Origin of the sequence: Pseudomonas putida, from assembly GCF_050989985.1 — a bacterium.
Classification (GTDB): Bacteria; Pseudomonadota; Gammaproteobacteria; order Pseudomonadales; family Pseudomonadaceae; genus Aquipseudomonas; species Aquipseudomonas putida_AI.
Genome location: NZ_CP158815.1, coordinates 2,414,312 through 2,434,688, shown reverse-complemented (window position 1 = coordinate 2,434,688; position 20,377 = coordinate 2,414,312). Strand labels below are relative to the sequence as shown.

18 protein-coding genes are annotated in these 20,377 nt (G+C 62.7%); 9 read left to right on the top strand and 9 right to left on the bottom strand.

The window, feature by feature from the left end; all coding sequences use genetic code 11:
* Positions 1 to 88: 88 nt before the first annotated feature.
* Positions 89 to 1,021, bottom strand: a complete 933-nt coding sequence (locus ABTV29_RS11275) for a LysR substrate-binding domain-containing protein (RefSeq protein WP_433770200.1) — start codon at positions 1,019 to 1,021, stop codon at positions 89 to 91.
* A gap of 381 nt (positions 1,022 to 1,402) precedes the next feature.
* Here ABTV29_RS11275 and ABTV29_RS11270 point away from each other — a divergent pair, with 381 nt between their 5' ends.
* The 6 genes from ABTV29_RS11270 to ABTV29_RS11245 all read left to right on the top strand — a co-directional run bounded on the left by ABTV29_RS11270 (position 1,403) and on the right by ABTV29_RS11245 (position 8,921).
* Positions 1,403 to 3,046, top strand: coding sequence for an ABC transporter substrate-binding protein (locus ABTV29_RS11270; protein WP_433770198.1), 1,644 nt, complete (start codon positions 1,403 to 1,405; stop codon positions 3,044 to 3,046).
* 75 nt (positions 3,047 to 3,121) lie between these two features.
* Positions 3,122 to 4,075 carry an ABC transporter permease gene (locus tag ABTV29_RS11265; protein ID WP_433770196.1) on the top strand — a complete coding sequence of 318 codons (954 nt, stop codon included), beginning with the start codon at positions 3,122 to 3,124 and terminating at the stop codon, positions 4,073 to 4,075.
* Positions 4,072 to 4,908: an ABC transporter permease gene (locus ABTV29_RS11260; protein ID WP_433770195.1), complete on the top strand. Its 837-nt coding sequence runs from the start codon at positions 4,072 to 4,074 to the stop codon at positions 4,906 to 4,908. The genes ABTV29_RS11265 and ABTV29_RS11260 overlap by 4 nt, the downstream gene beginning before the upstream one ends.
* A 2-nt stretch (positions 4,909 to 4,910) precedes the next feature.
* On the top strand, positions 4,911 to 6,560 hold the full coding sequence (locus tag ABTV29_RS11255; protein ID WP_433770193.1) for a dipeptide ABC transporter ATP-binding protein: 1,650 nt from the start codon (positions 4,911 to 4,913) through the stop codon (positions 6,558 to 6,560).
* Between the two features lie 99 nt (positions 6,561 to 6,659).
* Positions 6,660 to 7,838 carry a hypothetical protein gene (locus ABTV29_RS11250; protein ID WP_433770192.1) on the top strand — a complete coding sequence of 393 codons (1,179 nt, stop codon included), beginning with the start codon at positions 6,660 to 6,662 and terminating at the stop codon, positions 7,836 to 7,838.
* 207 nt (positions 7,839 to 8,045) lie between these two features.
* Entirely contained in the window at positions 8,046 to 8,921 is an 876-nt protein-coding gene (locus ABTV29_RS11245) for a LysR substrate-binding domain-containing protein (RefSeq protein ID WP_433770190.1), read from the top strand.
* A gap of 123 nt (positions 8,922 to 9,044) precedes the next feature.
* Here ABTV29_RS11245 and ABTV29_RS11240 read toward each other — a convergent pair whose 3' ends face one another.
* From ABTV29_RS11240 to ABTV29_RS11210, 7 genes are all read right to left on the bottom strand, one after another.
* Complete coding sequence (locus ABTV29_RS11240) at positions 9,045 to 10,409, bottom strand: MFS transporter (RefSeq protein ID WP_433770188.1); 1,365 nt, start codon at positions 10,407 to 10,409, stop codon at positions 9,045 to 9,047.
* A gap of 172 nt (positions 10,410 to 10,581) precedes the next feature.
* A complete protein-coding gene (locus tag ABTV29_RS11235; protein ID WP_433770186.1) occupies positions 10,582 to 12,015 on the bottom strand; it encodes an NAD-dependent succinate-semialdehyde dehydrogenase in 1,434 nt (477 codons plus the stop codon).
* Positions 12,012 to 13,046: an aldo/keto reductase gene (locus tag ABTV29_RS11230; protein WP_433770184.1), complete on the bottom strand. Its 1,035-nt coding sequence runs from the start codon at positions 13,044 to 13,046 to the stop codon at positions 12,012 to 12,014. Before ABTV29_RS11230 ends, ABTV29_RS11235 begins: the two co-directional genes overlap by 4 nt.
* Positions 13,047 to 13,056: 10 nt before the next feature.
* On the bottom strand, positions 13,057 to 13,569 hold the full coding sequence (gene fae / locus ABTV29_RS11225; protein WP_433770182.1) for a formaldehyde-activating enzyme: 513 nt from the start codon (positions 13,567 to 13,569) through the stop codon (positions 13,057 to 13,059).
* A 388-nt stretch (positions 13,570 to 13,957) separates the two neighbouring features.
* Entirely contained in the window at positions 13,958 to 14,227 is a 270-nt protein-coding gene (locus tag ABTV29_RS11220) for a pentapeptide MXKDX repeat protein (RefSeq protein ID WP_433770180.1), read from the bottom strand.
* A 51-nt stretch (positions 14,228 to 14,278) separates the two neighbouring features.
* Positions 14,279 to 15,064: a molybdopterin-dependent oxidoreductase gene (locus ABTV29_RS11215; protein ID WP_433770178.1), complete on the bottom strand. Its 786-nt coding sequence runs from the start codon at positions 15,062 to 15,064 to the stop codon at positions 14,279 to 14,281.
* Positions 15,061 to 15,678, bottom strand: coding sequence for a cytochrome b/b6 domain-containing protein (locus tag ABTV29_RS11210; RefSeq protein ID WP_433770177.1), 618 nt, complete (start codon positions 15,676 to 15,678; stop codon positions 15,061 to 15,063). The genes ABTV29_RS11215 and ABTV29_RS11210 overlap by 4 nt, the downstream gene beginning before the upstream one ends.
* 277 nt (positions 15,679 to 15,955) lie before the next feature.
* Here ABTV29_RS11210 and ABTV29_RS11205 point away from each other — a divergent pair, with 277 nt between their 5' ends.
* Positions 15,956 to 16,894, top strand: coding sequence for a class I SAM-dependent methyltransferase (locus ABTV29_RS11205; protein WP_433770175.1), 939 nt, complete (start codon positions 15,956 to 15,958; stop codon positions 16,892 to 16,894).
* Positions 16,895 to 17,002: 108 nt separating this feature from the next.
* Here ABTV29_RS11205 and ABTV29_RS11200 read toward each other — a convergent pair whose 3' ends face one another.
* The gene (locus ABTV29_RS11200) at positions 17,003 to 17,776 is read right to left on the bottom strand and encodes a helix-turn-helix transcriptional regulator (RefSeq protein ID WP_433770174.1); all 774 of its coding nucleotides are present in this window, start codon (positions 17,774 to 17,776) and stop codon (positions 17,003 to 17,005) included.
* A gap of 110 nt (positions 17,777 to 17,886) precedes the next feature.
* On the opposite strand from ABTV29_RS11200, the gene ABTV29_RS11195 reads away from it, so the two are divergent.
* Both ABTV29_RS11195 and ABTV29_RS11190 read left to right on the top strand, forming a co-directional pair.
* On the top strand, positions 17,887 to 18,990 hold the full coding sequence (locus ABTV29_RS11195) for a polyamine ABC transporter substrate-binding protein (RefSeq protein WP_433770172.1): 1,104 nt from the start codon (positions 17,887 to 17,889) through the stop codon (positions 18,988 to 18,990).
* 150 nt (positions 18,991 to 19,140) lie between these two features.
* Positions 19,141 to 20,271, top strand: a complete 1,131-nt coding sequence (locus ABTV29_RS11190; RefSeq protein WP_433770170.1) for a P1 family peptidase — start codon at positions 19,141 to 19,143, stop codon at positions 20,269 to 20,271.
* Positions 20,272 to 20,377: the final 106 nt, after the last annotated feature.

Genomic DNA, 20,377 nt, shown 5'->3' with positions numbered 1-20,377 from the left:
CCTGAGAACACCGCTGGGTATCAGACACCCAGCGTTATCGTTGACGACCATCGCGAGCATGCTCGCTCCTACAGGGGGGGGCGTTGTGTCAGGAGGCCGCGGTAGACGGCTCCAACTGCCGCTGCGCCAGCCAGATCTCTTCCTGCAACCACTGGCTGAACACCTGCAATTGCGGCATTTCGGTCTGCTCGGGGCGGGTCACCAGCCAGTAGGATTGATGCCCGTCGACGTGCACGTTGAGCACCTGGGTCAACTGTCCGCTTGCCAGTTCCGGGGCGACCATGTGCCAGTCGGCGATGGTGATGCCCAGGCCGTCGGTCGCCGCGCGGATCGCCAGGTCCAGCAGGTCGAACTCATAGCCTCCCTGGGTGTCGACCCCGGTGATGCGCGCCGCATCCAGCCAGTGTTTCCAGGTCAGGTAGCGCTGGTCTTCCCGGGCCAGCACATGCAGCAGTGTCAGGCGATTGAGGTCCAGGCCCTGCTCGCTCCATTCCCGCGCATACAGTGACGGCGCGCACACCGCGATGTGCCGTTCCTGGATCAGCAGCGAACTGTCGAGCCCGTCCCATTCGCCATCGCCGAAACGGATCGCACAGTCCAGCGTGCTGGTCTCCGCCAGGCTGTCCTGCAAGCGCGTGGTGATGCTCAGTTCCAGGTCCGGATGCTGCTCGCGCAAACGCCCCAGGCGCGGCATCAGCCAGCGACTGGTGAAGGTCGGCGGCGCATTGATGTGCAAACGGTTGGAATGAGTTTTTTGCTGGATGCTGCGCACCGTCAGCTCGATCTTGTCGAACGACTGGTGCAGCGCCCGCAGCAGCACGCGGCCGGCGCTGGTCAGGTCGAGGTGATGATGGCGCCGCTCCAGCAGGTTTTCGCCCAGCTGTTCTTCAAGCTGGCGAACCTGCCGGCTGACCGCGCTCTGGGTGACGTTTAGAAGCTCGGCGGCGCGAGTGAAGCTGCCGGTGCTGCCGGCTACTTCGAAGGCTTTGAGGGCATTCAGGCCGGGCATTTTGCGTTTCATGAAAGGCACTCGTGGAAGACTGACCAGGTGTAAAGCATCCCATGCCTTGTAGGAATTTTCCTGAGTAACGTGCATTTTTGTGTTGTGTAGGACAATCCCAGACCAACCCCGACTGCTTTATGTAGGAGCTGCCGAAGGCTGCGATCTTTTGATTTTGCCCTTTGAAAGATCAAAAGATCGCAGCCTCGTTTCACTCGACAGCTCCTACACAGCTCCTACCGGGGATCGCGTCCAGCCGGTCTGGATCGGGCGCTGGAATAGCCACCTGCCAGTAACCTGCATTTTTTGAAGGTTTGTTCGCTGAATTTATCGTTTGTCGATTTTTTCACCGATGCCAAAACTGCGGCCATCTCAAATAAAAACAACATGAGAGCTGCCCCTATGTCCCATCTCGACGAGTTGAAAACCCTCGACGGCAATGCGCCGCACCCGGCGGTCAACGACCTGTGTACCCAAGTCAAAAGCGGCGAGATCAATCGTCGACAGTTCCTGCGTACCGCTGCCCTGCTGGGCATCACCGTCGCCAGCGCCAGCACCTTCGTGGGCTCGGCCCTGTTGGGTGATTCGGCGTTTGCCGCCGAAGCACAACCGCCGCGCCAGGGCGGCAGCCTGCGTTTTGCCTGCGCCATCCAGGAAATCCAGGACCCGATGCTGATCACCTGGATCGAAGCCTCGAACCTGCTGCGCAATTCCCTGGAGTTTTTGACCTGGGTCGACACCGAGAACATCACCCACCCGTACCTGGCCGAGAGCTGGAGCCCGTCCGAAGACCTCAAGACCTGGACCTTCAACCTGCGCCAGGGCGTGAAGTGGAGCAACGGCGACGAGTTCACCGCCGACGACGTCGAGCACAACATCAATCGCTGGATCGCCGCCGATTCCAAGTCGGTCAACCGCACCGCGTTCCAGGACGTCGCCGCCTTCGAAAAAGTTGGCCCGTATCAGTTCCGCCTGGTGCTCAAGCGCCCGATCCTGGCCGTTCCGGAAATGCTCAGCGCCTTCACCTGCACCCTGGTGCACCGCAGCTTCAAGGCCGGCGACGACTGGACGAAAAACCCGATCGGCACCGGCCCGTTCAAGCTGGTTTCGTTCGCGGTCAACAAGCAGGCCACCTTCGCCAAACGCGCGGACTACTGGCGCAAGCCGGCCAACCTCGACGAGCTGCGTTACGTCGACATGGGCACCGACATCTCCACCCATCTGGCGGCCTTGCAGGCCGGTCAAGTGGACGTGCTTTACCGGATCACCGTCGCCGAGCTGGACCTGGCCAAGCGTCTGCCGGGGGCCCAGTTGCTCAGCTGCAAGTCGGCGCAGACCGTGGTCATGCGCATGGCCTGCGATCAGAAGCCGTTCACTGACGCACGCATCCGCAAGGCCGTGGTGCTCTGTGCCGATAACGCGCAAATGCTGAAAATCGCCTATCGCGGCATGGGCACCCTGGGCGAAGACCACCACGTCGCGCCCTCCCACCCGGAATACTCGCCGCTGCCCAAGCGTGAACGTGACGTGGCCGGTGCGAAAAAACTGCTGGCCGACGCCGGCTACCCCAATGGCATCGACATTGATCTGATCGTCGGCAACACCCAGGGCCGCTACGAACAGGACTGCGCGCAGATCCTGCAACAGAACTGCCTGGAAGCCGGCATCCGCATCAACCTCAAGGTGATCCCGGCCACCCAGTACTGGCCGATCTGGGACAAGGCCGCGTTCAGCCTGACCTATTGGGCACACCGCCCGCTGGGCGTGATGTCCCTGGAGCTGGCCTACCGCAGCGGCGCCGCCTGGAACGAAAGCCACTACAGCGACCCGGCGTTCGACGCCGCGCTGGACAAGGCCATGGGCATCATCGATCCCAAGCAACGCGCCCTGGCGATGCAGGACGTCGAACGCATCCTGCAGGACGCCGCCGTGATGGTGCAGCCGTTCTGGGGCGACAAGTTCACCGCCACCAGCAAGAAGGTCCAGGGCTTCAAGGTGCACCCTTCGGACTTCTACCCAATGGATGAAGTCTGGCTCAGCGCCTGACGCGCAGCCCCACCAGCGCCCGCCCACCGTCCGGTGCGCGGGCCGGCATCCCTTGATTAGCCGGAGCCTGCAAGCATGGCTGAATTTCTGTTGCGCAAATTGATGGCGTTGATCGCGACCCTGCTGTCGGTGTCGCTGATCGTGTTCGTCGCCCTGGAACTGAACATCGAGGACGTGGCGATCAACGTCCTCGGCCCCTACTCCGCCGCCGACCAGCGCGCCGCATGGCTGGTGGAACATGGCTACAACCAGCCGTTCCTCTGGCGCTACCTGGTGTGGTTGAAGGATTTCGTCAGTGGCGACTGGGGCACTTCGGTGCACTTTCGCGAGCCGGTGATGAACCTGTTACTGCCCAACCTGGCACAAACCCTGATCCTCGCCGGGCTGGCGTTGCTGGTGATGGTGCCGGTGGCCCTGACCCTGGGCATTCTGGCGGGCATTCGCCAGGGCTCTGCGATTGACCGGCTGGTGTCGTTCCTGTCGATCGTCACCACGTCCATTCCCGACTTTGCCAGCGCGGTGTTCGTCTCGGCGATCTTCGTCTTCTGGCTCAACTGGCTGCCGGGCGTGAGCAGCATGAGCGAAGGCTTCAGCGCCGCCGAACTGGCCTTGCCGCTGATGGTGCTGTGCCTGTTCGGCATCGGTTACCTGGCGCGCATTACCCGTGCCTCGATGGTCGAAGTGATGCAGGCGCCGTACATCCGTACCGCGCGCCTCAAGGGTGCGTCGACCTCGCGCATCGTGCTGCGCCATGCCCTGCGCAATGTGCTGATCGCACCGATCACGGTGATCATGCTGTACATCCCGTGGCTGCTGTCGAACGTGATCGTGGTCGAGGTGTTCTTCGCCTACAAGGGCTTCGGCTCGCTGCTGTACACCGCGTCCCTGAACCACGACGTCTACCTGATCGAGGCCTGCGCCATGATCAGCGGCGCCGTGGTGGGCGCGACCAAGATCTTTTCCGACCTGGCCTACACCTGGCTCAACCCGCGCATCACCTTGCGCAGTCTTGGCGGAGGTGGCCAATGAGCTTCCTGCAATCGTTCAAACATCCGTTGGCGCTGCTCGGCCTGATACTGGTGGGCGGCTGGGTGCTGATCGCGGCCTTCGCGCCGTGGCTGGCGCCCCACGATCCGCTGGCAAGCTTCAGCCCCCTGCTGACGCCAATGACCCCGGACCCCGACGGCCAGAGCTTCCTGCTAGGCACCGACATGATTGGCCGGGACATTCTCTCGCGGCTGATCTGGGGCACCCGCACCGTGCTGTTCTGGTCGATCCTCGCCACCCTGACCGCCTTCGCCGTGGGCATCGCCATGGGCCTGTGCGCCGGTTACTTCGGTGGCAAGGTCGACGGCCTGCTGTCGTACGTGGCCGACACCGTGCTGTCGTTCCCGGTGCTGGTGCTGTACATCGTGATCATCATCGCCCTTGGCGCTTCGGCGCTGAACATCCTGATCGCGGTGACCTTCACCAGCGCCCCGGCGATCTTCCGGATCATGCGCGCCCTGACCATCGACATCCGTTCCCGGGACTACGTGCTCAGCGCCATCACCCAGGGCGAAGGTTCGCTGCGCATCATGCTGGTGGAAATCCTGCCCAACTGCGGCGGGCCGCTGATCGTCGATTTCTGCCTGCGCATCGGCTACACCGCGATCATGATCGGCGCCCTGGGTTTCCTCGGCCTCGGCCTGCCGCCGCCCACCCCGGACTGGGGCGGGATGATCAACGAAGGCCGCAGCATGGCCATCGCCTTTCCGCACCTGGTGATTTTCCCGTGCATTGCCATCTCCACCCTGATGCTGGGCCTGAGCCTGCTGGCGGACGGCCTGGACGAACACGCCCAGAAAGGCGCAAGGAGCTGAGCATGAGCAACCTGAACAACCTGCAACAAGTGCTGCGCGTGGAGAATCTCTCCATCGAACTGCCGGCTGGCGCCGACCGCAGCCACGCCGTCAAAGGCATCAACCTGGATGTGCGCAAGGGCGAAATCCTCTGCGTGATCGGCGAGTCCGGCTCGGGCAAATCAGTGCTGTCGGCGGCGATCATGGGCGACTACGCCAAAGGCCTGCGCCACAGCGAAGGGGTCATCGATTTCCTTGGCGACGACATCTGCCGCCTGCCGGAAGACGCCTTGCGCCAGCTGCGCGGCAATCGCATCGCGATGATTTTCCAGGAGCCCATGGCGGCCCTGAACCCGGCGATCCGCATCGGCCAGCAGGTCGAGGAAATCTTCGACATCCACGCATCGCAGATGCCCGCCAGCGAGCGCCGCGAACGCATGCTCGCCCTGCTCGCCTCGACCCATTTGCCCGACCCGCCACGGATCGCCAACAGCTTTCCCCATCAGCTTTCCGGCGGCCAATGCCAGCGCGTGGTGATCGCCATGGCCCTGGCGATGAACCCAGACTTGCTGATCGCCGACGAACCGACCACGGCGCTGGACGTCACCACCCAGGCGCAGGTGCTCAAACTGGTACGTGAACTGCGCGGGCGCGGCCAGCACGGGATTCTGTTCATCACCCACGACTTCGGTGTGGTGGCGGAGATCGCCGACCGTATCGCGGTGATGGAAGGTGGCTGCCTGGTGGAAATCGGCGATCGCGACCAGGTGCTCAACGCCCCGGTGCATCCGTACACCCGCAAGCTGATCGCCGCCGTGCCGGCGCTGCACCCGGAATTGCACGCGCCCAGCGCCGACGGCGAACTGGCGCTGCGCATCGAGCAGTTGAACAAGACCTACAACGTTGGCGGCCGCTCGGTGGCGGCACTGCGCAACGTCTCGCTGCAACTGCCACGGGGCAAGACCCTGGCGATTGTCGGCGAGTCCGGCTCGGGCAAGAGCACCCTGGTCAAGGCGGCGATTCGCTTGGTGGACAGCGACAGCGGTCACGTCTGGGTCGGCGACACCGACTTCCTCGCCTTGCGCGGCGCCGCGCTGGCGGCCAATCGCCGGCGGATCCAGATGATTTTCCAGGACCCCTACGGCTCGCTCAATCCACGGCACCGGGTCGGCGACATCATCGCCCGCGCGGCGCAGTTGCGCGGCTTGTCGGCCAAGGATGCCTGGGCCGAAGCCGGTGATTTGCTGGAGCAGGTGGGGCTCAAGCGCGACGCCCTCAAACGCAAGCCCCGGCAGTTTTCCGGTGGCCAGCGCCAGCGCATCGGGATTGCCCGGGCACTGGCGATGCGCCCGGAAGTGTTGATCGCCGATGAAAGCGTTTCGGCGCTGGACGTGTCGGTGCAAAAGCAGGTGCTGGAGCTGCTGGCGCAACTGCAAGAGCGACTGAACCTGAGCATCCTGTTCATCACCCACGACCTGCGGGTGGCGGCGCAGATCAGCGACTACATCGCGGTGATGCGCCAGGGCGAAGTCGTCGAATACGGCAGCGCCGAACAGGTGCTGCTGCGGCCGCACAACAGCTACACCCAGACGCTGCTCGCCGCGGCGCCCGGGGCCTCGGCGCTGCCCGCCCTTGAAGACGATGGCCCGGTTTTGAGGTTGATCCGACCTTAGGCCAACCTGGTACGAAAACCCTTTTTCCCATGCTGCAGCACTGGCTGCGGCTGGGATTGCTGTTGCCATAAAAAATCAAAAAATATCGGGAGTAAGACTGTGCGCACCACCCCTCGTGCTATCCGTTCCATTGCTTTGATTCCTGTCCTCGGTGCCCTGGCCGCACCGGCCATGGCCATCCAGGTCACCGACAACCTCGACCTCGGCGGTGCCATCCGTGCCCGTTGGGACTACGATCCGGACCGCGACATCCAGAAGTTCGGCCTGGACACGATATTCCTCAGCGCCAAGTACAACTCCGACACCTGGATCGGTGAGGCCCAGTACCGTTTCTACGGACGGTCCTACCCTTACCAGTACACCAAGAACTATGGCGATATCCAATTCGCCAAGTACGCGTGGGCCGGCTACAAGTTCAACCCCGACCAGCAGGTACAAGTGGGCCTGAACACGGTGCCATTCGGTTTGCAGCCGTACTTCGGCAGCACCTTCTACGAAACCCTGGGTAACGTGATCGGCCTGGAAGATGTGCAGCAGGTCGGCGCCAAGTACATCCAGCAAAGCGGGGACTGGAACGTCCAGGCCGGTTACTACCTGCGCCCGGCCTGGCAAGGCAAAGGCACCAGTAACGGCGTCACCTACTCCAGCGTGGTGTCGGAAGCCGACAGCTATGTGGCCGACGGCAGCGACAACCAGGAGCGCAATACCGTGGTGCTGCGAGTGGCCAAGGCGATGGACCTGGGACCGTGGAAATCCGAAGTCGGCCTGTCCGGCCTGACGTCGACCCTGGAAAACCGCGACACCGACAACAATGGCCGACGCAATGCCGTGGCCGTGCACTACCTGGGCAAGAACGGTCCGTGGGAAGTGCAATTGCAAGCCGCACGCCAGCAGATGTCACCGCGCAACCCCGGCACCGATGAACTGGTGACCCTCGGCGGTTACGACGGCACCTACAACGTCGCCAGTCGCGGCAACCTGTACGTGGCGGACCTGAGCTATGACGTGGACGGCAAGTACCTGTTCGACCAGGTCAGCGGGATCAAGCTGTACGCCAACTACAGCGCCTTCGACAAATCCGCCAGCGACTTCAAGACCTCCCAGCGGATGATCCTCGGCACCTCGTTCGCGGTCAGCAAATTGTGGGTCTACACCGAATGGCTGATCGGCAAGAACGATCCGTACATTGGCGGCAGCAGCTATACCCAGAGCCTGGGAGCGGGCGGGACTGATCAGTGGGAGAACCAGCTTTACATGAACATTGGGTACTACTTCTGATCCCGAATATTCGCTGTCCTTAATGACGCCATCGCGGGCAAGCCTTGCTCCCACAGGTTTTAGAGTGAACACAATTTTGTGCATCACCCTGACTCCGTGGGAGCAAGGCTTGCCCGCGATAGCGTCCGCCCAAACAACACTTGCATCCGCTCATTGGCAATAGTCAGATAGACGCCACAAAACAACGCAAAAAAAATGAGCCCTTACATGCGTCAACTGCCCTCGCTCAACATGCTGCGCGTCTTCGAAGAGGTCGCGCGGCATCGCAGTTTCAGCCAGGCAGCCCTGGGTTTGAATGTCACCCAGGGCGCCGTCAGCCGGCAGATCAAGCAACTGGAAGATTACCTGGGCGTCGCGCTGTTCATTCGCACGCCCCAGGGCCTGACGCTGACTGAAACCGGCAACGCCCTCTCCCCTCACCTGAGCGACGCCTTCGACCACATCGAGCGGGCGCTGCAAGCGGTGCGCGTGCCCAATCTGCGCCAACGCCTGCGCATCGTCGCGCCACCGACCTGGGCCACGCGCTGGCTGTCGGCGCATCTGCGCGCCTTCGTCCAGCGCTATCCCGACATCAGCCTGAGCGTGATCAACCAGGTGGGCCACGAAAGCCTGGCGGAAATCGACTGCCATATCCGCTTCGGCCTCGAAGCGGCGAGCCATTGCCACAGCCAATTGCTGGTCATGGAGCGACACATCGCCGTTGCCAGCCCGGAACTGTTCGACGGCGACCAGCCGCCGGACCTGCGGCGCTTTCCATTGCTGCACATCCTCAACGACGGCAAGCGCCTGAAGGTCTGGGAAAACTGGCTGGCGGCCATGGGCCGCGATGATGTCGATGCAGGGCAAGGCCTGGAATTCAGCACCCTGGACCAGGTGATCCACACCACGCTGGCAGGCGGCGGGCTGGCGGTGATCGACCGGCAGATGATCGAGAAGGAATTGGCCAATGGCAGCCTGCTGCCGATCACCCCGGTGGAAGTGGTCGGGCCGTATGGCTATTGGCTGGATGTGGCGAATGATAAGTGGGGGTTGTCGAAGGTGAAGTTGTTTACCGAGTGGCTGGAGTTGGTCAGTAACCCCTAGAACACCACATTCACCTGTAGGAGCGAGCCTGCTCGCGATGAGGCCCTTCCAGCCAACATCCATGTCGACTGCCAGGCCGCCATCGCGAGCAGGCTCGCTCCTACATTGGGCCGGTGTAGATTTCTAGATTGGAGCTGTGGCTTTCACGGCCACACCCACACCCGCCTCCACCGGACTCTGCGCCTTGCACGCCTGGCTCAGGGTCAGCGACTTGGTCTCCGGTGCCCAGGCCCAGGACAGCAGCGCACCAATGGCCAGGATCGCCGCGAGAATGCCCATGGTCGGGCTCAGGCCGATACCCGCCACGCTCACCGGCAGCAGGAAGGTGCTGACCGCCGAGCCCAGGCGACTCACCGCCGTGGCAAGGCCGATACCGCTGGCACGCACTTCGGTCGGGAAGCTCTCGGCCGGGAACACGCCCACCAGGTTACTCACCGCCGACAGCACCAGGGTGAACAGGCCGAACACCAGCACCATCAACGCCGCGGCACTACTTGGTAACACCGCCAACAGGAACAGGGCGATGGCGAGGATGATGAACGAGTTGATCAGGAACCCGCGCCGGGTGAACTTGATGGTGCACCAGATGCCGATCAGCGCGCCGAGGATCAGCAGCATGTTCAGCATCAGCTCGGTGCCGAAGCCTTCGGCCAGGCCCATCTTCTGCAGGACCGACGGCAGGAAGGTGTAGATGGCGAAGTACGGCATGACGATGCAGACGAAGAACAGGCAGTTGAACGCCGTGCGCTTGCGGTACTCGGGGCTGAACAGCACGGCGTAGCCGGAACGGGTTTCAGTGGAACGGGTTTCGTCGAGTTCGACGTGCTCGCCCAGGAACTTCTTGACGATGGCACGGGCTTCGGCGATGCGCCCCTGGTTGACCAGCCAGCGCGGCGATTCCGATGTGCCGATGCGGGCAATCAGAATCAGCGCCGCCGGGATCGCCGACGAGGCCAGCATCCAGCGCCAGGCATCGTCGCCGAGGCTGAGCATCGCGGTGCCGACAAAGGTCGCCGCCACATAACCGAACGTCCAGATCACGCTGAACGATCCGAGCAACACGCCACGGTGTTTCTTCGGCGCGAACTCGGCGAGCATGGCGTGGCCGACACTGAAGTCGCCGCCCAGGCCGATACCGATCAGCACCCGGCACAGGAACAGGGTCAGCGCCGACTCGACGTAGAACTGCATCACCGAAGCAATGGTGATCAGCACGAAGCTGACCAGGAAGATTTTCTGCCGGCCGACCTTGTCGGAAATCCAGCCGAAAAACAGGCTGCCGAGGAACAGGCCAATCAGCGCCGAAGCACCGATCAGCCCCTGCCAGAAGGCGTCCAGTTGCATCTGCGGGCTCAGCAGGGTGAAAGCGATACCGATCAGGCCGAGGATGTAGCCGTCGGTGAAATGCGCGCCGAACGTCAGGCCGGCGATTTTGATGTGGAAACGGCCAATGGGCAGGTCGTCGATCTTTACGGGTTGTACGGACATTTTCGTCTCCATTTGTTGTTATTGACGGAGAAATGAAACCGATAACTGTTTTTGTCTTTTGTAGGAGCGAGCCTGCTCGCGATGGACTTGAGAACGCCACGGGGTGTCAGGCTTGCAGCGTTATCGTTGACGACCATCGCGAGCAGGCTCGCTCCTACAGGGGGCATGCGGGTTACAGGCCACCCATCAACAGGTATTTGATTTCCAGGTAGTCATCCAGACCGTATTTGGAACCCTCGCGACCCAGGCCCGATTCCTTGATGCCACCGAAAGGCGCCACTTCCGTGGAAATGATCCCTTCGTTGATCCCGACCATGCCCGCTTCCAGGCCTTCGGCCATGCGCCAGACGCGACCGATGTCGCGGCTGTAGAAGTAGGCCGACAGACCGTATGGCGTGTCGTTGGCCCGCTGCAGCACTTCGGCTTCGTCCTTGAAGCGGAAGCACGCCGCCACCGGACCGAAGGTTTCGTCCTGGGCGATCAGCATGTCGCCGCTGGCTTCGGCAAGAATCGTCGGCTCGTAGAACGTGCCGCCCAGGGCGTGACGGCGACCGCCGCACAGGACCTTGGCGCCCTTCCCTACCGCGTCGCTGACATGCAACTCGACCTTGGCCAGGGCGGCAGCGTTGATCAGCGGGCCCTGTTCGGTTTCGCCTTCCAGGGCATTGCCCACGCGCATGGCCGCCACGGCTTCGGCGAGTTTGCCGGTGAAGGCTTCGTACACGCCGTCCTGGATGAAGAAGCGGTTCACGCAGACACAGGTTTGCCCGGTGTTGCGGAATTTCGAGGCCATGGCGCCTTTCACGGCGGCGTCGATGTCGGCGTCGTCGAAGACAATGAACGGCGCGTTGCCACCCAGTTCCAGCGAGACCTTTTTCAGCGTGTCGGCGGCCTGGCGCATCAGCAGCTTGCCGGTGCGGGTCGAGCCGGTGAACGACAGCTTGCGCACGATGCCGGACGCTTGCAGCGCGCCACCGATCGCCACGGCATCGCCGGACACCACGTTGAACACGCCGGCCGGAATGCCCGCCTGCTCAGCCAGCACCGCCAGGGCAAAGGCCGACAGCGGGGTTTCTTCCGATGGCTTGAGGATCATGGTGCAACCTGCGGCCAATGCCGGGCCGACCTTGCGGGTGACCATGGCCAGCGGGAAGTTCCACGGGGTGATCGCAGCGACCACACCGATGGCTTCCTTGACCACGACGATGCGTGCATCGGCCTTGTGGCTCGGGATCACATCGCCGTAGGCGCGCTTGGCCTCCTCGGCGAACCACTCCAGAAAGCTCGCGGCGTACACCACTTCGCCCATGGCTTCGGCCAGCGGCTTGCCCTGCTCGCGGCTGAGCAAGGTGGCCAGGTCCTTCTGGTTGCTCAGCATCAGCTCGCCCCAGCGCTTGATGCGCTGGCTGCGTTCCTTGGCGGTCAGCTTGCGCCAGGCCGGCAAGGCGCGGTTGGCGGCTTCGATGGCCAGGTTGGTTTCTTCGGCGCCGGCCTTTTGTACGTCGGCGATCAGCTCGCCGGTTGCCGGGTTCAGCACCGGGTAGGTTGCCCCGCCGCTTGACCAGCGACCATCTATGAAATTGCCGTGGCGGATCAAATCGCTCATGCCACGGCCTCGGTCAGGGTGAAGCGTTCAGAACCCGGACGGGCGGTACGCAGGATGCGCTTGCCGGCGGTGTAATCGTTGATCACGTCGCACGGGGTGTAGTTGCGCTCCAGTTCGTGCAGCTCTTCGGCATCGAGTTTGGTTTCCAGCGCAGCCAGGGCGCTGTCGAACTGTTCGGTGGTGTCGGCGCCGACCAGCATGCAATCCACACCCGGGTGATTGGCGACCCAGGCCTGGGCGATCTGCGCGTTGGACACGCCACGGGCACGGGCTACGCGCTGTACCGAGCGGGCGATTTCGAACGACGCTTCGTCGCTGTACATCTGCTGGGTGAAGAAGTCGGTCTGGTTGCGGGTCGACTGCACGTCACCGGTCAGCAGGCCACGGGCCAACGGGCTGAACACCGAAACACCCAGGCCCTGGTCGCGGCAGAACGGAATCATCTCGCGCTCTTCTTCGCGGTAGGCGCAGTTCAGTTGCAGCTGCATGTTGATCGGCTTGACCCAGCCGTTGCGCTCGCAGGTCATGAGGATCTTCGCCAGCTGCCCGGTGAGCATGGTCGACACGCCGATGTAGCGGGCCTTGCCGGAACGCACGATGTCGTTCATGGCGCTCATGGTCTCTTCGACCGGGGTGTTGACGTCGAAGTAGTGCAGCATGAAGACGTCGACGTAATCCATGTCCAGGCGCTTCAGGGACGCATCGATGCTGTCCATGATGTGCTTGCGCGAATGGCCGCTGGCGTTGATGCCCGGGCGGGTGCCGTAGCCGACCTTGGTGGTGATCACCAGGTCTTCGCGACGGGCCAGGCGCTTGACGATGCGCCCTACCACTTCCTCGCCGACGCCGGCGGAATAGAAGTCCGCCAGGTCGATGAAGTTCACGCCGTTGTCCAGCGCGTGCTTGACGATCGGTTCGCTTTTCTTCTCATCGAAGATCCACGGTTTCCAGTCCGGGGTGCCCATGTTCATGGTGCCCAGACACAGGCGGGAGACTTCGAGGCCGGAGTTACCCAAACGAATGTATTGCATGGCGCGGACCTCAGGCTTTTGGCGTGTAGAAAGGGTTGCTGATGTGGTTGACCACGTCCGCCAGCTGCGCGGTTTCCGGCTTGCCGGTCAGGGCGGCGCGGATCGCGGTGCGGCAGGCGTTGTAGTTGTTCAGGTACACGGCATCCAGGTCGTCGCAGGACGGGTTGACCCAGTTGGCGGTGACGATGGCCCACTCATCTTCGGCTTCCGGCGGCAGGGTGCCGTCCAGCAGCGCTTCCAGGACAGCCTTGGCGATACCGGCCTGGGACGCGCCCCAGGTAGCGTTGCCGTGCAGGTCGCTGCCGATGGCGGCCTTGTTGACGTACAGGGTCATCGGTTTGACCGGGATGTTCGGCTGGGCGATCACCATGAACGGGCAATGACCCTGGCTTGGCGAGGCCAGGCTGTTGGCGAACGCCTGTCCTGCCGGGCCGTTGCGCGGGCCGATCAGGATGTTGATGTGCGCGGCGTTCACGCCCGGGCTTTCGAAACCTTCACCGATGTACAGGTCGAGTTCTTTCATGTGTCGTTACTCTTGTCAGGACGCAGAGGGATTTGTTTGGGTGGTCAGAAGCGCACGCGGGCCTGGGGCTCGGCATGGCAAAAGTCGGGATTCGAAGAGCGCAGCACGGGGCTGGCGGGGACGCGGCAGTGATTGTTCATCATGGTGCAAACGCTCTTTTTTGTTGTTGATGAGCTGGTTTGCGATTTTTTAACACCGGGGGTTGGCGGGGCTGTAACCATATAAAATCATGGGGGTATGACTTCAGGTCATACCCTTTGAATCCTGCACAAAAACCTGTGGGAGCGGGCTTGCCCGCGAAGAGGCCGTCAGCTTCAACATCAATGTTGACTGACACGCCGCCTTCGCGGGCAAGCCCGCTCCCACAGTGGATTGTGGTGGTTTGGGGTTATTGCGACATGGCGTCCTTTTTCATCGCATCCTTGGACATGGCATCTTTTTTCATACCGTCCTTGCTCATCGAGTCCTTGGACATGCTGTCTTTCTTCATCGTGTCCTTGGCCATGGAGTCCTTCTTCATCGTCGTGTCTTTTTTCATCGCGTCCTTGGACATCGAATCCTTGCTCATGCTGTCGTTGCTCATGGTGTCGGCAGCGAACACGGAAGCAGCGCCAACGGCCAGGCACATGGACAGAACAACGGTGGTCAGCTTTTTCATGATGAATCTCCTTGCAGCTCGTTTTTGGGGGGTGAAGTTTGCGGACGTTCGTCAGCTGCCACCGAACCAGTTGTAGCCCTGGTCTTCCCAGTAGCCGCCGCTGTAGGTGTTGCTGACGAAAATCGCCTGGATGTGTTTGGGGTTCTTGTAGCCAAGCTTGGTGGGCATGCGCAGCTTCATCGGGAAGCCGTACTCGCGCGGCAGCACCGCGCCGTCATACGTCAGCGCCAGCAGGGTTTGCGCATGCAGCGCCGTGGCCATGTCGATGCTGGTGTAGTAGTCGTCGGCGCACTTGAAGCCGACGTATTTGGCGTCGGTGTCGGCGCCGATGCGCTTGAGGAAATCACTGAAGCGCACGCCGCCCCAGCGGCCGATGGCGCTCCAGCCTTCGACGCAGATGTGCCGGGTGATCTGATCGGTCTGCGCCATGGCGCGCAACTCTTCGAGACGCCAGCTGCGTTTGTCCGCCACCAGGCCGGACACCTCCAGGCGATAACTCGCCTCCTCCACCGTCGGCGCCTCATCGATGCCGTAGAAGGCATTGAACGGAAACGGCCGGGTGATCATCGATGCCGGATAGGTCGGCGCCATGGCGTTGGGGTTGAACAGCCAGCCCTGCACCCGATCGTTGAAGCGCGACATCGACGACAGCGCGGTCTCGACGCTTTCGCTGTCGGTCAGGTTGCAGCCGGACAGCATGGCGACACCGCCGAGGGTCAGGCCACGCAGCAGGAACGAGCGACGTGAGCGGTCTTCGATCTGCGGCGCGAGGATCTTGCGGGCGTCGGTCAGGATCGAGGACTCATCCAGCTGCGGATGCTGAATGCGCTTTTTCATACGGACTCCTTGCGCCCGACGATCATGGCGAGCAGGGTTTTCGGAACCAGTGCGACCATCACCAGATGCACCGCGACAAAGGCCACCAGCAGCGCCATCGCAATGAAGTGCACATGTCGCGCGGTGTCATAACCGCCCAGCAATTCACGCAACAGCGGGAACTGCACCGACTTCCACAACACCAGTCCGGAGATCACTAGCAGCGTGATGTCGAGCATCACGAACAGGTACGCAAACCGCTGTACCTGGTTGTAATGACTCAGGTCGGCGTGGCCGAGCTTGCCGCGCAAGGCAGCCCACAGGTCATGCAGAACGCCCTTGGGTGAAACCGGGAAAAAGCGCCGTTTGAGGCGACCGCTGAACAGGTTGAAGGCCAGGTACACAAGGCCGTTGAACGCCAGCAGCCACATCGCCGCGAAGTGCCACTGCAACGCACCGCCGAGCCAGCCGCCGAGGGTGATGGAACTGGAAAAACTGAAATCGTAGAGAGGCGAAGCGTTGTAGATCCGCCAGCCGCTGGTCACCATCACCAGCACCGCCAGGGCGTTCAACCAATGGGTGAGCCTTAGCCAGCGTGGGTGGCTGGCCTTAGGTGAAGCAGTTGACTGCGACATGACCGGCTCCTGGTTTGTTGTTCGATGGGGCCGAGTATGGGAGCGACAAGATCGCCAAATCCTCACGCAGAGTTAAATTATTCGTGATAACTGCTCTGCGTCCCCCTGTAGGAGCGAGCATGCTCGCGATGGACGACAGATCACCGCGGGGTGTCAGGATGTGAGCGTCATCGTTGACGACCATCGCGAGCATGCTCGCTCCTACAGGGGGTGCGTGATCCTTTCAGGGTGCAACTATGGTTAAATGCCGCCCCCGCAAATTCGCCGACCCAAACCCATGAACACCGAAGCCCTCGCCACCCTCCACGAACACCTGCTGACCGCCCTCGCGTCCGTCCCCGCCGAAACCCGCCGCCTGTTCCATGGCCGTGGGCGCTGCTGGCCTGGGCTGGAACAAGTGACCGTCGACTGGTTGCAGGGCGTGGTGCTGGTGGCGCTGTTCAAGGAGCCGGAGCCTGGGCAACTGGAAGACTTGAAGCAGGTGCTGATGGCGATCACCCAGTCCAGCCAGTGGGCACAATCCGGCGCCCACACCCTGCTGCTGCAACATCGCTACCTGCTGCAAAGCACCACCGAATGGCTGCTGGGGGATGTCATCGAGGAAATGACCATCACCGAGGGCGGCCTGAAGTACCGGGTGGACCTGGGCCGCAAGCAGAACACCGGCCTGTTCCTCGACATGCGTTATGGCCGTGACTGGGTGCGGGCCAACGCCGAGGGCAAACGGGTGCTGAACCTGTTCGCCTACACCTGTGGTTTCTCGGTGGCGGCCATCGAAGGCGGCGCGACCCATGTGGTCAACCTCGACATGTCGAGCCCGGCCCTGAGCCGTGGTCGCGACAACCATCGGCTCAACGGGCATGACCTGGGCAAGGTCACTTTCCTCGGTCACGACCTGTTCAAATCCTGGGGCAAGGTGATCGGCAAGGGCCCGTATGACCTGGTGATCATCGACCCGCCGTCGTTCCAGAAAGGCAGCTTCCTGCTGACCAAGGATTACCAGCGCGTGCTGCGCCGCCTCCCGGAACTGCTCAGCCCGCAGGGCACAGTGCTGGCATGCATGAACGATCCGGCGTTCGGCGCGGACTTCCTGATCGATGGCGTGACCCGCGAGGCACCGAGCCTGCGGTTCGAGCAGCGGCTGGACAACCCGCCGGAATTTCCGGATGCGGATGTGGAGTGTGGGTTGAAGGCTTTGGTGTTCCAGCTCCTGTAGGAGCGAGCCTGCTCGCGATGGACGACAGGTCACCGCGGGGTGTCAGGCAGCCAGCGTCATCGTTGGCGACCATCGCGAGCATGCTCGCTCCTACAGGGAAGAGATCTATCAGCGCGGCTGCAGCACCAACGCAAACAACTCCCCATGCCCGTTCACATTGAGCTTGTGATACAGGTTGCGCCGATGCACTTTCACCGTCTCCGGCGAGATGCCCATCTGCTGGGCGATGGCCTTGCTGGAGAAGCCTTGCAAGATCAGCCGCGCGGTTTCGATTTCCCGCGCTGACAGGCGCGCGTCGAAACGGTCGAGCAAGGTCGCCAGGTCACCGGCCACGGCCTCGGCAACCGGCCCTTCCGGCGGCAACAGTTGCAGGTGCCGACGCATCGCCGCCAGCACCCAGTCGCGCACGCACAGCAGGCGGCCCTGTTCTTCAAGGGTAAAGCGCGTCGAACGTCCCAGAGACAGACCCAGCACGGCACCGTCGACATTGACCATGAACTGCAACTCATCGCCGCCGACCACTTTGCAGAAGTAGCTCTGGTAGTACTCGCTCTGCTGGAACTGGTCGGGGGCCACTGAATCGAGGCTGTGCAAACCGTCGGCGATGCCGGCACCCACTGCCTGATAAAACGGATCGAGCAAGTACATGCCGGCGCTGTAGTCGGCCAGTTCTTCCTGTTCGTCGCCGCCGCCCTTGGCGTCGAAATCGATCAGCAGGCGCGGCACCCGGCCGGGCCTCATCACCGCGACCAGGGCGTTGTCCAGCGGCACCAGCAGACGCAGGGTATCGACCAGCGCACGCCAGAATCCCGCCTCGCCAACGCTGCCGAACATCCGCGCCAGGCCCTGGTGCAGCGGCAACTCTTTCAACAACGCGTCCACTCACTACCCCTTTCGAGTAACCCATGATGGGAATGGGTAACGGCCACCCCGGTCGATACGCTGCAAGCTCCTGAATATCACCGGCCGCAGCAGGCCAGGAGTGCCGCATCATGAGTGGTCACCGCGCGTATTTCAATCTGGGGCTGGGTGCTTGCCTGGCGGTTTCACTATCCGCGGGCGCATCGGATGCCCCGACCGTTCACGTGTACAACTGGTACGACTACATCGGCCCGAACACCCTGCAGGACTTCAAGCGTGACACCGGGATCCAGCCGGTCTACGACACCTTCGACAGCGCCGAAGTGCTGGAAGGCAAGTTGTTGACCAGTCGCAGCGGCTACGACGTGGTGGTGGCCAGCAACTACAGCCTGCCGACGCTGATCAAGGCCGGCGCGCTGGCGCCACTGCCCCGGGCCCAGATGCCGGACTTCCAGAACATGGACGGCGACCTGCTGGCGAAACTGGCCAACAACGACCCCGGCAACCAGTACGCCGTGCCGTACCTGTGGGGCACCAACGGCATCGGCTACAACATCGACAAGGTGCGCGCGGTGCTCGGCGACAAGGCGCCGGTGGATTCCTGGGACCTGGTGTTCAAGGAAGAAAACCTGGCCAGGCTCGGCGAGTGCGGCGTGGCGATGCTCGACTCGCCCGCGGAAATGCTCCCGGTCGCCCTGCACTACCTCGGCCTGCCGCCCAACAGCACCAACCCCGAGGATTACAAAAAGGCCGAGGCGCTGCTGCTCAAGCTGCGCCCGCACATCGCGTACTTCAACTCGTCGAAATTCATCAGCGATCTGTCCAACGGCAATATCTGCGTGGCGGTGGGCTGGTCCGGGGCGATGCTCGAAGCCAGGACGACTGCCGAACAGGCCGGCAACGGCGTGAAGATCGCCTACAGCCTGCCCAGGGAAGGCGCGCCGGTGTGGTTCGACACCCTGGTGTTGCTCAAGGACGCACCGCACCCGCAACAGGGACTGGCGTTCATCGACTACCTGATGCGCGCCGAGGTCATCGCCCCGGTGACCAATCACCTGAACTATCCCAATGGCAATCGCAATGCGACGGCGCTGGTGGCTGAAGCGACCCGGAGCAATCCGGCGGTGTACCCGTCGGCCGAGGCGCTGGCCACCTTGTACACCTTGCAGCCTCTGCCGCCGGCGACTGAACGGGTGCGGACGCGGATCTGGAGCAAGGTCAAAAACGGACAGTAACCCAGACACTGCCATTCCCTGTGGGAGCGAGCCTGCTCGCGATGAGGCCATCAAATCCAACATTGATGTGGCCTGACCTACCGCTATCGCGAGCAGGCTCGCTCCCACAGGTTTTCACTTTTGCGCCATTCATTTGAAGAAGAGATATCCATGAAACCACGTGCCCGCGACCTGAACATCCAACCCGGCCAGCTGCAACCCGGCCCGCTCAACGCCATCACCGACGTGCCCGGCGTACGGGTCGGGCACAGCCAGGTGCGGGGTCGTACCGCGCAGGGTCGCGACATCCTGACCGGCGTCACCGTGATCGAGCCCCGTGCCGGTTCCACCAGCCAACAACCATGCTTTGCCGGTGTCCATGTGCTCAACGGCAATGGCGACGCCACGGGGCTTGAATGGATTCGCGAGGCCGGCCTGTTGACCAGCCCGGTCGCCTTCACCAACACCCACAGCCTGGGCGTGGTGCGCGATGCCTTGATCGTGCTGGACCGCGAGCAGCAACCGGACGACGGGCGGCTGTACTGGAACATGCCGGTGGTGCTGGAGACCTTCGACGGCCTGCTCAACGACATCAATGGCTTTCACGTAAAGCCCGAACATGTGGCGCAGGCGCTGCATGCGGCGGTGGGCGGGCCGGTGGCCGAAGGCAATGTCGGCGGCGGCAGCGGCATGATCTGCCACGAGTTCAAGGGTGGTATCGGCACCGCTTCACGACGGCTCGACAGTGCCCAGGGCGGCTGGACGGTCGGCGCCATCGTCCAGGCCAACCATGGCGTGCGCAATGAACTGCGAGTCGACGGCTATCCGGTCGGGCGCTACATGACACGGGTCGATTCGCCGTTCCTCAAGGCTTCGCTGCCGCATCCGGGCATGGGTTCGATCGTGGTCTGCCTGGCCACCGATGCGCCGTTGCTGCCGCACCAATGCACGCGCCTGGCACAACGGGCCAGCCTCGGCCTGGCTCGTACCGGTGGCGGCAACGAAGACCACAGCGGCGACATTTTCATCGCCTTCGCCACCGGCAATTCCCACGTGCCACCCGCCGCCTACGAACGCAAACGCGCGCCGACAACCGATCATCTGAGCATGGTCAATAACGATCACATCAGCGAGTTGTTCCTGGCGGCCACCGAAGCTGTGGAAGAAGCCATCATCAACGCCCTGCTCGCCGCCGAAACGACCGAAGGTAACGGCCACGCGGTGCCCGGGCTGGATGCCGAAACACTGCTCGAAGCCTTGAATCAGGCCGGTTGGCCGGGAGCGCGAAATCGCAGAAGCTGACATTTGTGGGAGGATTAGACGTGCGGTACTTGAGGGCCATCCCCCATGTTCCTACGATGGAGTTGCGCAGCCGCTTGCTTGCCCAAGCCGTTGCGTAGGTGGTGAG

Coding starts and splice junctions, on each gene's coding strand:
- ABTV29_RS11270 (WP_433770198.1), top strand. CDS start 1,403: ATGTCCCATCTCGACGAGTTGAAAACCCTCGACGGCAATGCGCCGCAC.
- fae (WP_433770182.1), bottom strand. CDS start 13,569: ATGAAAGAACTCGACCTGTACATCGGTGAAGGTTTCGAAAGCCCGGGC.
- ABTV29_RS11260 (WP_433770195.1), top strand. CDS start 4,072: ATGAGCTTCCTGCAATCGTTCAAACATCCGTTGGCGCTGCTCGGCCTG.
- ABTV29_RS11255 (WP_433770193.1), top strand. CDS start 4,911: ATGAGCAACCTGAACAACCTGCAACAAGTGCTGCGCGTGGAGAATCTC.
- ABTV29_RS11275 (WP_433770200.1), bottom strand. CDS start 1,021: ATGAAACGCAAAATGCCCGGCCTGAATGCCCTCAAAGCCTTCGAAGTA.
- ABTV29_RS11215 (WP_433770178.1), bottom strand. CDS start 15,064: ATGAAAAAGCGCATTCAGCATCCGCAGCTGGATGAGTCCTCGATCCTG.
- ABTV29_RS11190 (WP_433770170.1), top strand. CDS start 19,141: ATGAAACCACGTGCCCGCGACCTGAACATCCAACCCGGCCAGCTGCAA.
- ABTV29_RS11220 (WP_433770180.1), bottom strand. CDS start 14,227: ATGAAAAAGCTGACCACCGTTGTTCTGTCCATGTGCCTGGCCGTTGGC.
- ABTV29_RS11210 (WP_433770177.1), bottom strand. CDS start 15,678: ATGTCGCAGTCAACTGCTTCACCTAAGGCCAGCCACCCACGCTGGCTA.
- ABTV29_RS11265 (WP_433770196.1), top strand. CDS start 3,122: ATGGCTGAATTTCTGTTGCGCAAATTGATGGCGTTGATCGCGACCCTG.
- ABTV29_RS11205 (WP_433770175.1), top strand. CDS start 15,956: ATGAACACCGAAGCCCTCGCCACCCTCCACGAACACCTGCTGACCGCC.
- ABTV29_RS11195 (WP_433770172.1), top strand. CDS start 17,887: ATGAGTGGTCACCGCGCGTATTTCAATCTGGGGCTGGGTGCTTGCCTG.
- ABTV29_RS11245 (WP_433770190.1), top strand. CDS start 8,046: ATGCGTCAACTGCCCTCGCTCAACATGCTGCGCGTCTTCGAAGAGGTC.
- ABTV29_RS11230 (WP_433770184.1), bottom strand. CDS start 13,046: ATGCAATACATTCGTTTGGGTAACTCCGGCCTCGAAGTCTCCCGCCTG.
- ABTV29_RS11240 (WP_433770188.1), bottom strand. CDS start 10,409: ATGTCCGTACAACCCGTAAAGATCGACGACCTGCCCATTGGCCGTTTC.
- ABTV29_RS11235 (WP_433770186.1), bottom strand. CDS start 12,015: ATGAGCGATTTGATCCGCCACGGCAATTTCATAGATGGTCGCTGGTCA.